At 54.4% G+C, this 12,644-nt stretch carries 14 protein-coding genes; 13 read left to right on the top strand and 1 reads right to left on the bottom strand.

The window, feature by feature from the left end; genetic code table 11:
* Position 1 precedes the first annotated feature (1 nt).
* Positions 2-589 (bottom strand): imidazoleglycerol-phosphate dehydratase HisB, encoded by a 588-nt coding sequence (gene hisB / locus R8G34_05805; GenBank protein ID MDW3222393.1) that lies wholly within the window; start codon positions 587-589, stop codon positions 2-4.
* Between the two features lie 139 nt (positions 590-728).
* On the opposite strand from hisB, the gene R8G34_05800 reads away from it, so the two are divergent.
* The 13 genes from R8G34_05800 to tnpB all read left to right on the top strand — a co-directional run bounded on the left by R8G34_05800 (position 729) and on the right by tnpB (position 12,524).
* Entirely contained in the window at positions 729-968 is a 240-nt protein-coding gene (locus tag R8G34_05800) for an Lrp/AsnC ligand binding domain-containing protein (GenBank protein ID MDW3222392.1), read from the top strand.
* Between the two features lie 29 nt (positions 969-997).
* Positions 998-1,309: a hypothetical protein gene (locus tag R8G34_05795; GenBank protein MDW3222391.1), complete on the top strand. Its 312-nt coding sequence runs from the start codon at positions 998-1,000 to the stop codon at positions 1,307-1,309.
* Positions 1,310-1,728: 419 nt separating this feature from the next.
* Entirely contained in the window at positions 1,729-2,307 is a 579-nt protein-coding gene (locus tag R8G34_05790; protein ID MDW3222390.1) for a hypothetical protein, read from the top strand.
* On the top strand, positions 2,307-2,975 hold the full coding sequence (locus R8G34_05785) for an ABC transporter ATP-binding protein (protein MDW3222389.1): 669 nt from the start codon (positions 2,307-2,309) through the stop codon (positions 2,973-2,975). Before R8G34_05790 ends, R8G34_05785 begins: the two co-directional genes overlap by 1 nt.
* Positions 2,972-4,141, top strand: coding sequence for an ABC transporter permease (locus tag R8G34_05780; GenBank protein MDW3222388.1), 1,170 nt, complete (start codon positions 2,972-2,974; stop codon positions 4,139-4,141). Before R8G34_05785 ends, R8G34_05780 begins: the two co-directional genes overlap by 4 nt.
* 14 nt (positions 4,142-4,155) lie before the next feature.
* The gene (locus R8G34_05775) at positions 4,156-4,926 is read left to right on the top strand and encodes a DUF4198 domain-containing protein (GenBank protein ID MDW3222387.1); all 771 of its coding nucleotides are present in this window, start codon (positions 4,156-4,158) and stop codon (positions 4,924-4,926) included.
* Positions 4,923-5,258 carry a hypothetical protein gene (locus tag R8G34_05770; GenBank protein ID MDW3222386.1) on the top strand — a complete coding sequence of 112 codons (336 nt, stop codon included), beginning with the start codon at positions 4,923-4,925 and terminating at the stop codon, positions 5,256-5,258. Before R8G34_05775 ends, R8G34_05770 begins: the two co-directional genes overlap by 4 nt.
* A gap of 2 nt (positions 5,259-5,260) precedes the next feature.
* Complete coding sequence (locus R8G34_05765; GenBank protein MDW3222385.1) at positions 5,261-6,154, top strand: zinc ABC transporter substrate-binding protein; 894 nt, start codon at positions 5,261-5,263, stop codon at positions 6,152-6,154.
* A 1,002-nt stretch (positions 6,155-7,156) separates the two neighbouring features.
* Positions 7,157-7,339 carry a hypothetical protein gene (locus R8G34_05760; protein MDW3222384.1) on the top strand — a complete coding sequence of 61 codons (183 nt, stop codon included), beginning with the start codon at positions 7,157-7,159 and terminating at the stop codon, positions 7,337-7,339.
* A 430-nt stretch (positions 7,340-7,769) separates the two neighbouring features.
* Entirely contained in the window at positions 7,770-11,186 is a 3,417-nt protein-coding gene (locus R8G34_05755) for a hypothetical protein (GenBank protein ID MDW3222383.1), read from the top strand.
* A gap of 123 nt (positions 11,187-11,309) precedes the next feature.
* Positions 11,310-11,690: a DUF3604 domain-containing protein gene (locus R8G34_05750; GenBank protein MDW3222382.1), complete on the top strand. Its 381-nt coding sequence runs from the start codon at positions 11,310-11,312 to the stop codon at positions 11,688-11,690.
* A 214-nt stretch (positions 11,691-11,904) separates the two neighbouring features.
* A complete protein-coding gene (locus R8G34_05745) occupies positions 11,905-12,180 on the top strand; it encodes a hypothetical protein (protein ID MDW3222381.1) in 276 nt (91 codons plus the stop codon).
* Positions 12,177-12,524 (top strand): IS66 family insertion sequence element accessory protein TnpB, encoded by a 348-nt coding sequence (tnpB, locus tag R8G34_05740; GenBank protein MDW3222380.1) that lies wholly within the window; start codon positions 12,177-12,179, stop codon positions 12,522-12,524. Before R8G34_05745 ends, tnpB begins: the two co-directional genes overlap by 4 nt.
* The last annotated feature ends 120 nt before the right edge of the window (positions 12,525-12,644 follow it).

Genomic DNA, 12,644 nt, shown 5'->3' with positions numbered 1-12,644 from the left:
GTCAAAGAGCGCCTTTCGTCGATGGGATCGCATCCGCCTTGCGTGGGTCTACTTCGACGGCCTCTCGCAAAGCGCGCGCCACGGATTTGAACACGGCTTCTGCAATGTGATGGCTGTTCAGGCCGTGCAACATGTCAATGTGCAATGTGATGCCGCCGTGGGTGCTGAAAGCCTGAAAGAACTCTCGCACCAGTTCCGTGTCAAAACTGCCGATCTTGGCGGTCGGCAAGTCCACGTTCCAGATCAGAAACGGGCGGGCTGACAAATCCAGCGCGCTGCGTATCAACGCGTCATCCATTGGTAACAAGCAAGCTCCATAGCGGCGAATGCCTCGTTTGTCGCCCAATGCAGCCGCCAGGGCCTTGCCCAATGCGATTCCTGTGTCTTCAACGGTATGGTGATCGTCAATATGTAAATCACCTTGCGCCCGAACGGTCATGTCGATCAAGGAATGACGCGCCAGCTGGTCCAGCATGTGATCAAAAAAACCAACGCCGGTCTGATTGTCATAAGCACCGGTGCCATCCAGATCCAGAGTCACGTTGATTTCTGTTTCAGCGGTGGAACGCGTCAAAGTATGGCTGCGCATGGGGGCCTCCTGCCCAAAGGGATTGCGCGCCCTTATAACAGTCCCGTCAGGTAGGCCAAGATGCCACATTCGGGATTGCGGCCCGCGTGCCGTATATGTCAGCTTGGGGCAGGGCGCATTGCCCGATCAAGGAGCACATATGACCACATGCGTCTTTATCCAAATCCGCTGCACACCGGGTTCGACCTATCGTGTGGCAGAGGAAATTGCGCTGCGCGAAATCCATTCGGAACTCTACTCAACCAGCGGTGATTTTGATTTGTTGATGAAGGTCTATATCCCGAAAGAGGCTGATGTGGGCAAGTATATCAATGACCGCCTGCTTGACATCAAGGGAATCGAGCGATCGTTGACAACAATGACTTTCAAAGTCTTTTGAAACTTTTTTGGTTCGCCATTTTGGCTGCAGTGACCATTTTTGCGTCATCTGCTTCAGCTCAGCAAAAGGTGTATGAGGGTGAAGAAGCTGCTGCTTTACGATGTGCCAATACCATGGCTTTTACGGCGGTCGCGCTTGAGTCGACCGGTCGCATTGGCGCGACGGAAAAGCAAGTGATGCTTGACATAACTGTACGGATTCTGGTTGAGCATGTCAGCGGGACCTGGGCCCAAAAAAAGGCGGCACTTGCCATCGTGCGTGACCGCCGCGACCTTTTTCAGACTTTCGAAGATTTCGAACGATTTGCAAACCAGTGTTTGCGCCAGTTCCCTATCAACTAGCGGATTGTTTTGCTTTCGACCTTTGGCGTGTGTGCGTAACAGCACAAAATTAATCCAAGGGCTGAACGGGTTGTCTCGGCAAAACACCCCAAGGAAAGGCAGAATGGGCAGATAAGATTCTGGCCGGGCCAGCCGCCTACCAGACGCGAGAGGTCGAATAGTTAGTGTGGACTCAGATCAACCAAGAGTAAGAACACTCCGGGAATGTGAGTAACGAATACCAACGACCGTGATGCGATCTTGCCGCGTTCCTCCGGGGCGACTTCTCTGAAGCGGAGTTTTGCACGCCAGACAGCTTTCTCACAAAACGATGGCGGTTTGCTGGGTGGTAGGATGACAGCGTCGCGCACTTGAAGTCCGCGTCTGTGTGTAACAGGGTGGGACCAAACGGCGCCCTTTCACCTGGACATAATCCGTCGATGACCCGAACACCCATTCTTGTCACTCTCGCTCTTCTGTGCGCCATCGGTGCGGCAGCCATATTTATGTTGCCTGCGCAAATGGAGATGTCGGAAACGGAAGGGTTTGCCGCACCCGGTCTTGATCCCATGACGTTCGAACAGGCACGGTCCGAGTTTTGGCGCTTAACGCCTTCGCTACTTCTGGTCATTTATGATGCCTTCGGCCAGACGGAGGAGGACGCCATATATGACACTCTGGCCACTGTCACACATGGGGACGCCCTTGAGTTTTTGTACCTCGAACGGGTTGGTGCGATGGCGGGCGGCGGCCTTGAAGAGGCGGACCAGACCATTCACGAGATCAAGTTGCTTGATACGCAGGTCGCACGCGATGGGTTGGCATTGGCCATTGACGCGTCCTGGCAAGTGATCGGAACGGTTGGACATGCGGAGCATTTGCATGTGCGTGGCAATACCTACAGAGCCGATTTTTTGGTTTCTCCTGTCGAGGGTGCATGGCGGATCACTGATTTCGACCTGTTGGAAGTCAATCGGGACTCGGCCGGCGAAACCTTTCCGGCTCCTCAGACCAACTGATGATCACGATTGAAAACCTCTCTTTCCGCTATAGCGCAACCAGCTATCGACTGCGGGTGCCCGCCTTTACCCTGCAAGACCATGAACGCGTGGCGATCGTGGGACCCAGTGGCAGCGGCAAGACCACACTCCTGAACCTGATCGCGGGTATTCTTACGCCAGAGGCCGGGCGGATCGATGTGGCCGGGGCTGATGTGGCCAAGCTGTCGGATTTCCAGCGTCGGCGCTTCAGGGCCAGCACAATTGGCTTTGTGTTTCAGGACTTTGCACTGCTGGATTATCTGTCGGCGCGACAGAATATTCTCTACCCTTACCGAATCACGCCAGCACTGACACTCGATGCAGAAGCCCGAGAGCGGGCCGAGACGCTCGCCGCGGCCTGTGGGATCGGCGACAAGTTGGACCGCTTTCCAACAGCGCTCAGCCAAGGCGAACAGCAACGGGTTGCAATCTGTCGGGCGCTGGTGACACAACCCAAACTGATCCTTTCGGACGAAGCCACGGGCAACCTCGACCCTGAAAGCAAAGCACGCATCCTTGATTTGTTGTTCGAACAAGCGACCGTGGCTGGTGCTGCCGTGCTGGCGGTCACCCATGACCACGAACTGCTCCCGCGGTTCGAACGCATTCTGGATTTCGCGCAATTCCGCGAGGGGGCAACTGCATGAATGCGCTCTACCTCGCCTTTGCCTATTTACGCTATCATTGGGCGCGCAGTCTTGTGCTAACCTTGGTGGCCGCGCTCATTCTTTTTGTGCCGGTTGCAACCCAGATCCTGTTGTCGACAAGCGAACGCGCGCTTGTGGCGCGGGGTGAAGCAACGCCGCTTCTGTTAGGCAGTCGGGGATCGCAGTTGGATCTGACGATGGCAGCGCTCTACTTTTCCGAAGAGCGCCCCGCCCCGGTGCCCATGCGCGAGGTCGAAGCGGTCTGGGACAGCGGGCTGGCCGTGCCGATCCCGGTTCACACGGCTTTCGCGTCCAGCGGTTTCCGGATTGTTGGCACAACACTGGATTACTTCGATTTCCGCGCCTTGACGCTGTCTGACGGACGCGGCCTGTCTGTACTTGGCGATGCTGTTATCGGTGCTGCCGCAGCGAATACGCTTGGCAAGGGTGTCGGAGATACCCTCGTTTCTTCACCCGAAAACCTGTTTGATCTGGACGGTGTCTACCCGCTGGAAATGCCCATCGTCGGTGTCCTTGCCCCGACCAATTCACCGGATGACCAAGCGGTTTTTGTTGATATCAAAACCGCTTGGGTTATTCAGGGCATTGGACATGGGCACGAAGATGTGGTCACAGCGGCACAGGTCGCGGCAGGCGACGAGGCGCTGGCCAATGCAGCGGTCGTGCAGTACCAACGGATAACGGATGAAAATATAGAAAGCTTCCATTTTCATGGCAGCCAGGATGATTTTCCGACATCTGCAGTGATCATTGTGCCCGAAGATAAGCGCTCCGGCACCATTCTGAAGGGGCGATACCTCGACAGTGAAAACCCCATGCAACTGGTCGAACCCGCTGGCGTAATTCAGGGGCTCGTGGACCGCATTTTCCGCATCAAGTCGTTATTGGACGTTGTTACAACCATAATTGCCGTGGCGGCGCTGGCGGCTATCGGCTTGGCGGTTTTTCTCAGTTACCGGCTGCGCGCGCGCGAAATTGCGACGGCCGTCAAGCTGGGCGCGCGGCGCGGCATGGTTCTTCGCTTGTTGTCGGCTGAGACATTCACATTACTATCAATATCAGCAATTATTGCAGGAATTGGCGCGGCTATCGTGTCGCAAAATGCTGAAAGCTGGGTCGGTTGGTTGCTCGCTCTTGGTTCTTAAGAAATGGAGGTTACATGAAACGTCACTTTTTCATCGCATCACTTGCCGGGTTTATCGCCGCAACACCTGCTTTGGCGCATTACGGCATGATCATTCCCAATGATCCGATGATCAGTCAGGAAGACGGGCGCAGCGTCGCCTTGACCATGTCGTTCTCTCATCCGTTCGAATTGGATGGCATGGTGCTGGACACGCCCGTCGCATTCTCCGTCACACATGAAGGGGCCACGACCGATCTTCTTGGCGATCTTGAGGACGCCACCGTTATGGATGAGCAGGGTTACACACTGGACTACCCATTGGATCGCCCCGGCACCTACATTTTCGCCATGGAGCCGCAACCTTATTGGGAGCCCGCCGAGGATGCATTTATCATTCACTACACGAAAACCTATGTGACCGCTTACGGTGATGACGAAGGGTGGGACGCTGAACTGGGCTTGAAGACCGAGATCGTGCCACTGACAAAGCCCTTTGCTTTATGGGAGCACAATGTCTTCCAGGGTATTGTCAAGATGGATGACGCGCCCGTGCCCTACGCTGAAGTCGAGGTCGAATTCTTCAACGATGGCGTCGGGGCCACAGTGCCGGACGAGCTGATGATCACCCAGACGGTCAAGGCTGATGCCAATGGCGTCTTTACTTACGCGCCGCCCTCTGACGGATGGTGGGGTTTTGCGGCACTTAATACCGCAGATTACACCCTGCCGCAGGATGGCGAAAACAAGGCCGTTGAATTGGGTGCTGTGATCTGGGTTCATTTCGAAGAGTGGACCGGAGAGTGATCCGGGCCGCCGCGCTGGCCTTTTTGTCTGTGGCTGTTCCAATAGCGGCCGCTGCGCACCAGCTGACGGTTTTTGCATCAGTTGATTGCGACACGGTCCTGGTGGAGGCGAAGTTTTCCAATGGTAACGCCGTCCAGCAGGCCGAAGTGCGCGTGCTGGATGGTGAAAATGCTCTGCTTCTAACCCTCCCCATCTCGGAAGATGGGACTGTCGCCGTTCCATTGGACAGTTTGGATCATTCGGGTGGGCTTTTGATCGAGGTCGATACCGGAAGTCACGACAATTATTGGATCGTGACGCCCGATGACATCGCGCGGAATTGCCAGAGTTGATGATGTCGCGCTTTTTGACACCTTGGTTTGCCGTTTCATTGATACTCTTTGGGTCGAGCGCCGCGATATCGCAAGACCGCCCCCGGGTTGTCGCCGTGAACTACCCATTGCAATACTTTGCCGAACGCCTGTTGGGTGATTCAGCAGAGGTGGTTTTCCCGGTACCGGCAGGAGTGGATCCTTCTTTTTGGCGTCCCACCATCGCCGACATCAGCATGATCCAGTCTTCAGACCTGATCTTGTTAAACGGCGCGAGCTTTGCGACATGGGTTGATCGGGTGTCTCTGCCACGCTCCAAGCTCGTGAACACGTCCGCAGCAATCGAAGATCAGTTCATCGCTACCAAAAGCATTACGCACAGCCACGGCGATGGTGGCGAACACTCGCACGAAGGCATCGCGTCTTATACGTGGCTTGACCCGTCGCTGGCTCTTGCACAAGCGCAGGCCATTGCGACAACGATCACTGCGCGCGGTCTGGCGCCTGCCGGGCAGGTTCAGGCCCGGCTCGCCGAATTGGAGGCCGATCTGGAAGCCTTGGATGCAGAGGCTGCAATGAAATTAGAAGGTCTTGCGGGTGTTGCAATCATCGCGACGCATCCCCGCTATCAATACCTTGCCCGCCGTTATGGGCTGTCACTGAATTCGCTGGAATGGGAGGCTGGAGCCATGCCAGACGAAAGCGGCCTGTCTGATCTTCAAACCCGCATCGAGGAAACGGGCGCAGGAATCTTGATTTGGGAAGCAGAGCCGCCCGCCGCAGCATTTGAAATCACCAGCGACCTCGGGCTTCGAAACGTCGTATTCGCGCCACTTGCTCATGGCGTCGAAGGAAGTGGTTTCACCGAGGCGATTTCGGACGCTCTCTCGGCAATGGCCGGGGTTGAACCTCGGTAAAAGGGTCATTGTTTTGACCCGCCAGACGATCCTGACTGCGTAGCTTAACGAATGTCAGTTCCGTGCAAGGAAACTTAGACATCGAACCTCCGAAGTCGCTCAGGATTTAAGCAAGAGCGTTTTGTTAAAAGGCGCTCGCGGCGCGTGCACGGGTTCCAGGCGGACCTCTTTACAAAACTGCCGTTTGGACTGGGTCCTCAAGAAATAGCTTGGCAAGAGCATGTGGATAAGCAGTTCGCAATCGAGTGATGGGCCACCCGTGCGGCGATAAGGATCCTGTAAAGAGCCAATTGAGCTACTTTCAGGTCCAGCCGAAAAGAAGGTGGATGGCGCTGTGCGAGCTTTAATTTGAGCCTGAGAGAGCCTCTGGAACGGTTAGCGTCAATGCAGTCTTTCGTGCGTTGTGCAGTTAACGACCGGAAAGAGCTCAAAGTGCCAAATGCTGCGACCTTTGCGAATGGGCGCTCGTCGTCTACGGATGGGCTGATCTGCTTGCCTATTCAGATGCCTATGTCCTCGGCGGGGTGCTTGTTGTTCTGGCTTTTCTGGTCAAGTTTTTTGCGCATAGAGGCTGGACCCATGACGCGCACAAGGTCCGGTAAAAATCGCACAAAGCGCTCCCGCAATGCGACCTACAGGGAAGCAGATGAGATGGATCACAAAGAAGCCGCAGACTTATTTTCCGATGGGCCAAGCGTCGTCCTCGAAGAGAACTATCGACCCGACCAAGACCACAGTGCAGGATCGACGTTTCAACTTTCAGGCAAAAGCACTAGGGGGCGAGGCGGACAGGCAACCAAACTCTGCTTCAACGCTTAATTTCGCTCAACATACGGTCTCGTCTTTGCAGGTTTCGGCAGTTTCAAGATAACCACCGTTGTTGTGCCTCAGGCAAATACGTTTCAACACGGGCCTTAGCCAAACGGCGGCCCATGTCCGTGGGAAGGTGTCCTACCTCGACATCTACACTGTGCCGCGCACCAACATAACTGAGGACAAGAGATGGCCGTCATGCTCGAAGAGAAGAAGGTTCATTTCATCAAGAATCACGGCGTGCTGATTGCTGCTTCGTCCCTGGCGGACACAACCCGTGTGCGCCTACCAGCTCAAATGGGCTTCTCAAATGCAGCTCCAGACAGTGACAACCAGCGCAGAAACCGAACTTATGAGCGACGAACACGCTGAAATGCTGGCCTGCAAAAGCTGCAACGGTGAGCCGGAGTATCTGAACAGCATGAAGCGGCTGCTTGAACGGCCGCCACCGGATCTTAAAGAATAGGACGCGTCACATGGATGATTTGCAGGGACTGTTCTCTAAGACCAGGCCCAGTGATGTTAAGGTCTTTGAGCATTGTAGGTTTGGTCATATCTCAATCAGTTGCTAAACTAAGAATATATCGTGATTTGAAAAGGGGATCGTGAATGCGCGAGTTTACCTTGCTGCACATTTCAAGCGGGTGGAAATTTCCAGTGGCTTTGACGCGAAAACCCTTTGCCACCTTGTACCGTCAAAGTGCCTGAATCCGTTCCTGCAAAAAATCGATCCAACGCTTTGCATGCAAGCCGAGGGCAGCGTGCGCCTGTTCGTGTCTTGAAAGAGCAGGGCGGGTCTGGAATGGAGATTTGCAATCAACTGGCGATGCTGCAAACTGCGGCAAGTAAAAGTGCCGCTGCGACGTCGCTGTCTGTCCTGCAGCAGGTTGCAAAAGATCCATCTGGCATGCGCACTTTAGAGGGTTTTGAGAATGATACAGCTGCGGCAGCGGTAAGTTCCGGCATCGTACAAAGGCTCGCGCTGAAGCTTCCCTACCCAAAGCAATCTGGTGACAATCTATGGGAAGTTGATACTGGCGGGCGGGGCGCTGAGTATTTACCAAGCTGGATTGAACAAGCAGCTAAAACGAACCGACCAGCATTGCAGGCACTGATCTCAAACCTGCGCGGGTTTGGCACAACGACCGTCGATGACAAGTTACTGGCACTTGCTGAGCACGCATTTCAACGTCCGCAGGAACCTTTGCTTGAGGCGCAGGAAGACGAAGATGTCATTCATATCGGTGATGCAGCCATTGACGCCCAACGGGTCGACTACATCAATTCGCGCTCGTATTTGACGGAGGGCGAAGGCACTGTTCTGGCGCATGCCTGGGGTGTTGACGCTTCCATTTATGAGCAACCCGTGCCAACGGAACCGTTTATCCGTCGGATTATTCGCTACGGTGAGGGGAACGCGCATCGCGGCATTCTTTTGTTTGTGAACAGCAATCATTACATTGTGATTGAACCCACAGGTGGTGACAGGTTCGACTTTCGGGATCAGGAAGGCAATAAGTTCAAACGAGGCGCGATGCAGACGGTGGCAGATGGCAATTGCCTGATCGACGGGCTGTTTATCGTTCGAAATAAAAAAAATGCCTTGGCAAAGGATATGAAGACGGCCCGGCGCACGATTTCATCTGGAATGTCGGATGAGGCCATCATCCAGATCCTGACAATGGTTGTCCATGATGTCAGCACCGGGGACCGCCCGGCACAGATCGGGGCTGCTGTCACAGCCGTGCTGGCTGGTGACCCGCTCCTGATGGAACGCGAGAGGGCGGCAAAAGATGCCCGAAGGCCAAAGAAACCCCCATCATCGCCAGACCATTCCCATACTGAACCCAGAAGCGACAGCAGGGACGCCGTAAGTGGCGATCCGGTGATCGGGCTTGAAGGGATCAGCTATCTGGGCCCGACCAAAGGTGTTGAGGAGGGCAGCGAAGCCATACATCGCGGTGTGGTCGAGATAGAGACCGTCAAGGGTGTACCCTATGTACGGCTTTATTCTGCGGTGGCCGCTGCCGCAGACTTCACGAGTTCGGACGCTGAAACCGGGGTTGGTGATTCCGCCTTTAAAGACGTCCAACAAGACGCGGCTTCGGGTAAAATCATAATCTCAACCGGTGCGAACGGCATGATGTGGACCAGTGGTGGCCGCGTTCTGAGGCAGATGAAATGGGCTGAGAAATACATCGCTGAACATCAGGCGCGCGCGGCGAGCGAGACGGAAAAGGCTGAAGCTCTAGAGCTCGAACTTATCAGGGCTCGAGCAAGTTCGGATGACGAAAAGATCGACGAACTGGCGCCTTTGATCGACGCCGCTCGGAAACAAGCCGCAATCAGCGCCTCGATCAACAATCCTTTGATCCGATCCTTTCTGATCCCTCTCAGCGTGTTCAACGACATCTCCAAGCGGGCAATCTCGGAAGCCCAGGCGACGGATGAGGGTTTTGAGGACAGGACCTTCAACGTCGATCGACACGCGGAGCCAAATCAATTTGGCGTCAAGGGCGGCGATCTGGATCTTTTGCGCGAACATGCATTGCCTCAGTCCCTGATAACACATGCGTATGATCCGGAGGCGACACGCGCGCAGACTGAGGGCGCTTCCAAGGAAACCACTGCGGGCGAAATCCGCGATGCCGCAGAGCTCAGGGCGCGCATGGGCGTCCCGGATCGTGAAGTTTTTGAACCCGGAAATAAAGGGAGTAAACCAGAGAAGTATTCCGTCTGGATCGAAGGGGCGGGCTTTATTGACCGTAAGCATACAGGACCCAAAGCCAATCAACTGAACATGTACTATGTTACGTGGCTTCAAGTTATGGAAGGGCGCAAGGATCCCGGTCCTCACCCCCTGCTAGCGGAAAACAAGAAGAAAATTCCTTTCGAGTCGCGTTCTAAAATGCTGGACGATTTTCTGGCGGCAAATGGCCTGCGCAAGCCGGAGGCTGCCTACGACTTCATGCACAACGTCGTCGCACCCTGGGCCACGCAAGCGATGCTGGAGCATACGATGGCCGAAGACTACGACACCATGGACAAGGACGAAAACGTCAAAGCGCCCGAAGAGAGCGGGTTCGGGACAAATGCTTTTGCTCAAAACCGTGAGGAGGCTGCCGAACGGCGCAAAGCACAACAAGCCACAGGCCAACGGATAGACGAAATTTTTCGCGCAGGTGGAAGCCCTGTCGATATGTTGGATTTCCTGATTGGTGAAGTGCCTGAACTAAAACCGTTTTTTACCAAGATTTCGGCAAAGTCCGAGCAATACGAGTTTTACGAACATGCTCAGATGGTGCTTGGGCAATTCATGAAAATTGCAACAACAGATGAGCATCGCGTGATCTCCCGCACCGCGATGGCCAAGATGATCCTCTTTCATGACATCGAAAAAACCAATTCAAAGGCACAATTTGGCAAGGATCCAGAAGGTGAGCACCGGCTGACGGTTGAAATGATGCGCAATTACAGAGACCTGTGGTCCGAAGAGAGTGAATTTAAAGCGATCGAGGCTATCGTGTCGGGTGATCCGTTTGGTGAGTACATGAAAGGTAAGTACGAAAAAGAGGAAGCTTTTGTCGAAATAATACACGCTGCGCGCAAGGCTGGTTTGGACATGAAAGATTACCGCGCCTTCTTCTTGGAGTTCCATCAGTTCTACCAATCTGATTTCTCTTCTTACTCCAGTCGCAGTCAATACCGTACCAGACCGGATAAATCAGCACCGCTGGGGAAAGCGGAGACTAAAAGGGGTAAGAAACAATTCGACGATTTTTTTGTGGGGGCAGATGACGATAGTTTCAAACCTGCTGCCAAGCGTGAGCATCTCGAATATAATCCAGAGGGTGCTTTGGCGGGCCGTTTTACTGCGCTTGATGCTATGTTCACGGACGAAGATACCATCACAGGAAACATTCTGAAGCTTGACCAGGCGCTAGCGCCAAGGGGCAGCGGCATATCAACTTTTGCAATTGAAAAGGCAAAGCGCAGGAAAACAAATCAGACGGCGAACCTCAAGGTTTTCCAGGCAGCAGTTCAGACGTTCCTGAAGAAGTATTTAACTGAAGAGAACAAAGTTGAGGTGGCAAAAGCCATGGGGCTCCATCCTGAAGCATTGGCAAATATGCGAGAAAACCCGAAAAAAATTAAGACAAAACAGATAGAGAGGTACACGAGAATTCTGGGAAAATTGGGCTTTGAACGGCCAGAGTGAGGGTGTGGCTCCGTGCGCCACCCCCAATCTAGACCACTGCGCGACTACTTTTAGGCATGGTACGCTTGAGAATGTTCATGACGAAACCCCTGCGTGATCCATAGATAGACAGGTGTCACTGGGTTGAAAAGCTTACGCATTGAGCAATACGAAGCCGAAACCGGCGGGCAGGTTTTTGCTCTCGCGCACAATGGCAACTTGTCAAATGGGACAATGTTCCCGACTGACACCCGCTTTACCGGGGATCTGGTTGATGAAGCCTATGTCATGGCCAGGGCTAAGTGGGAGCCACTCTATGAAATCACCCAGATCAAGGGTGACGGCGAAACCCATCCGGTCTTGTCTCCGGGAGATACTTTTGCTGATTTCGAGACTTGGGATGTGGGGAACATGGATCTCTCGGCAGCAAAAACAAATGATATGCTGCATGGGGAATATGCTCGGGAAGCACTGAAACAAGGCTTCCTGCTGGAAAATAGTAAGCGTTCGGCCTGGCTGCTCTGACGGTTCATAGAGTGTGTTGATAGTGTCCACCAACGATAGTGGACATCTTGAGGGCAGATATGGCGGGGAAGAAGGGTCAGAAGAAGCGTTTCTGGTCGGATGAGGAGAAGGTTTCGATCTGCTTGCAAACGTGCGCGCCGGGGGTATCGGTGGGGCAGGTCGCGCGGCGGTATGCCCCCTCTCGTGCATGCAAACATGCACTGCCTGGCAGTGGATGAACACCAATCTGATCCATAAGTGGCTGCGTGATCCAAAATCTGCACCCGATCTGAAGGCCGTCGAAGAACAGGCTGCCCCTCAGTCTTGTTTCCTTCCAGTTGAGATTGTTGATCGGCCGGTGGCCGAAGAACCGACCCCCACTCTTGCAGCCAATGCCGCTTCCGAACACTGCGCAATTGAGATCGACATCGCAGGCGGTCATCAGCTGAGGATTGTTGGCAGCTATGATCCAGAAGTACTGGCCCGGCTCATCCGAGGTCTGTCTGTATGATCCCGGTTCCGGCGACCACGCGGGTCTGGCTGGCTGCCGGTGTGACCGACATGCGGCGTGGGTTCACAACGCTTGCGGCGCAGGCCGAACAAACGCTGAAGCAGGATCCGTTCACGGGCCATCTGTTTGTCTTCCGTGGTCGGCGCGGCGATCTCATCAAAATCATTTGGTGGGACGGACAAGGTGCCTGCCTGTTCAGTAAGCGCTTGGAGAAGGGTCGGTTCGTGTGGCCATCGGCGAAAGAGGGCAAAATAGCCCTGACGCCAACTCAGTTGGCAATGCTTTTGGAAGGGATCGATTGGCGTGTGCCGCAGCGCAGTTGGACACCGCTCAAGGCAGGATAAACGCCCGCATGGGATTCCCGTCGCGCTGTTGTTTTGTTATGGTCTGGCCATGCTGGACGTCGACAAATCTTTACCGAAAGATCCTGACGAGCTGAGGTAGTTCACAGCGCTTTTGCTGGC

It is taken from the genome of Paracoccaceae bacterium (assembly GCA_033344815.1).
Taxonomy (GTDB): Bacteria; Pseudomonadota; Alphaproteobacteria; order Rhodobacterales; family Rhodobacteraceae; genus Roseobacter.
The sequence above is the reverse complement of the archived record's forward strand: the minus strand, read 5'-3'. Positions and strand labels throughout refer to the sequence as shown.

Excerpts from the sequence above, each read along its gene's own strand:
- hisB (MDW3222393.1), bottom strand. The coding sequence starts at position 589 with ATGCGCAGCCATACTTTGACGCGTTCCACCGCTGAAACAGAAATCAAC.
- R8G34_05800 (MDW3222392.1), top strand. The coding sequence starts at position 729 with ATGACCACATGCGTCTTTATCCAAATCCGCTGCACACCGGGTTCGACC.
- R8G34_05790 (MDW3222390.1), top strand. The coding sequence starts at position 1,729 with ATGACCCGAACACCCATTCTTGTCACTCTCGCTCTTCTGTGCGCCATC.
- R8G34_05785 (MDW3222389.1), top strand. The coding sequence starts at position 2,307 with ATGATCACGATTGAAAACCTCTCTTTCCGCTATAGCGCAACCAGCTAT.
- R8G34_05780 (MDW3222388.1), top strand. The coding sequence starts at position 2,972 with ATGAATGCGCTCTACCTCGCCTTTGCCTATTTACGCTATCATTGGGCG.
- R8G34_05775 (MDW3222387.1), top strand. The coding sequence starts at position 4,156 with ATGAAACGTCACTTTTTCATCGCATCACTTGCCGGGTTTATCGCCGCA.
- R8G34_05765 (MDW3222385.1), top strand. The coding sequence starts at position 5,261 with ATGTCGCGCTTTTTGACACCTTGGTTTGCCGTTTCATTGATACTCTTT.
- R8G34_05760 (MDW3222384.1), top strand. The coding sequence starts at position 7,157 with ATGGCCGTCATGCTCGAAGAGAAGAAGGTTCATTTCATCAAGAATCAC.
- R8G34_05755 (MDW3222383.1), top strand. The coding sequence starts at position 7,770 with ATGGAGATTTGCAATCAACTGGCGATGCTGCAAACTGCGGCAAGTAAA.
- R8G34_05745 (MDW3222381.1), top strand. The coding sequence starts at position 11,905 with ATGAACACCAATCTGATCCATAAGTGGCTGCGTGATCCAAAATCTGCA.
- tnpB (MDW3222380.1), top strand. The coding sequence starts at position 12,177 with ATGATCCCGGTTCCGGCGACCACGCGGGTCTGGCTGGCTGCCGGTGTG.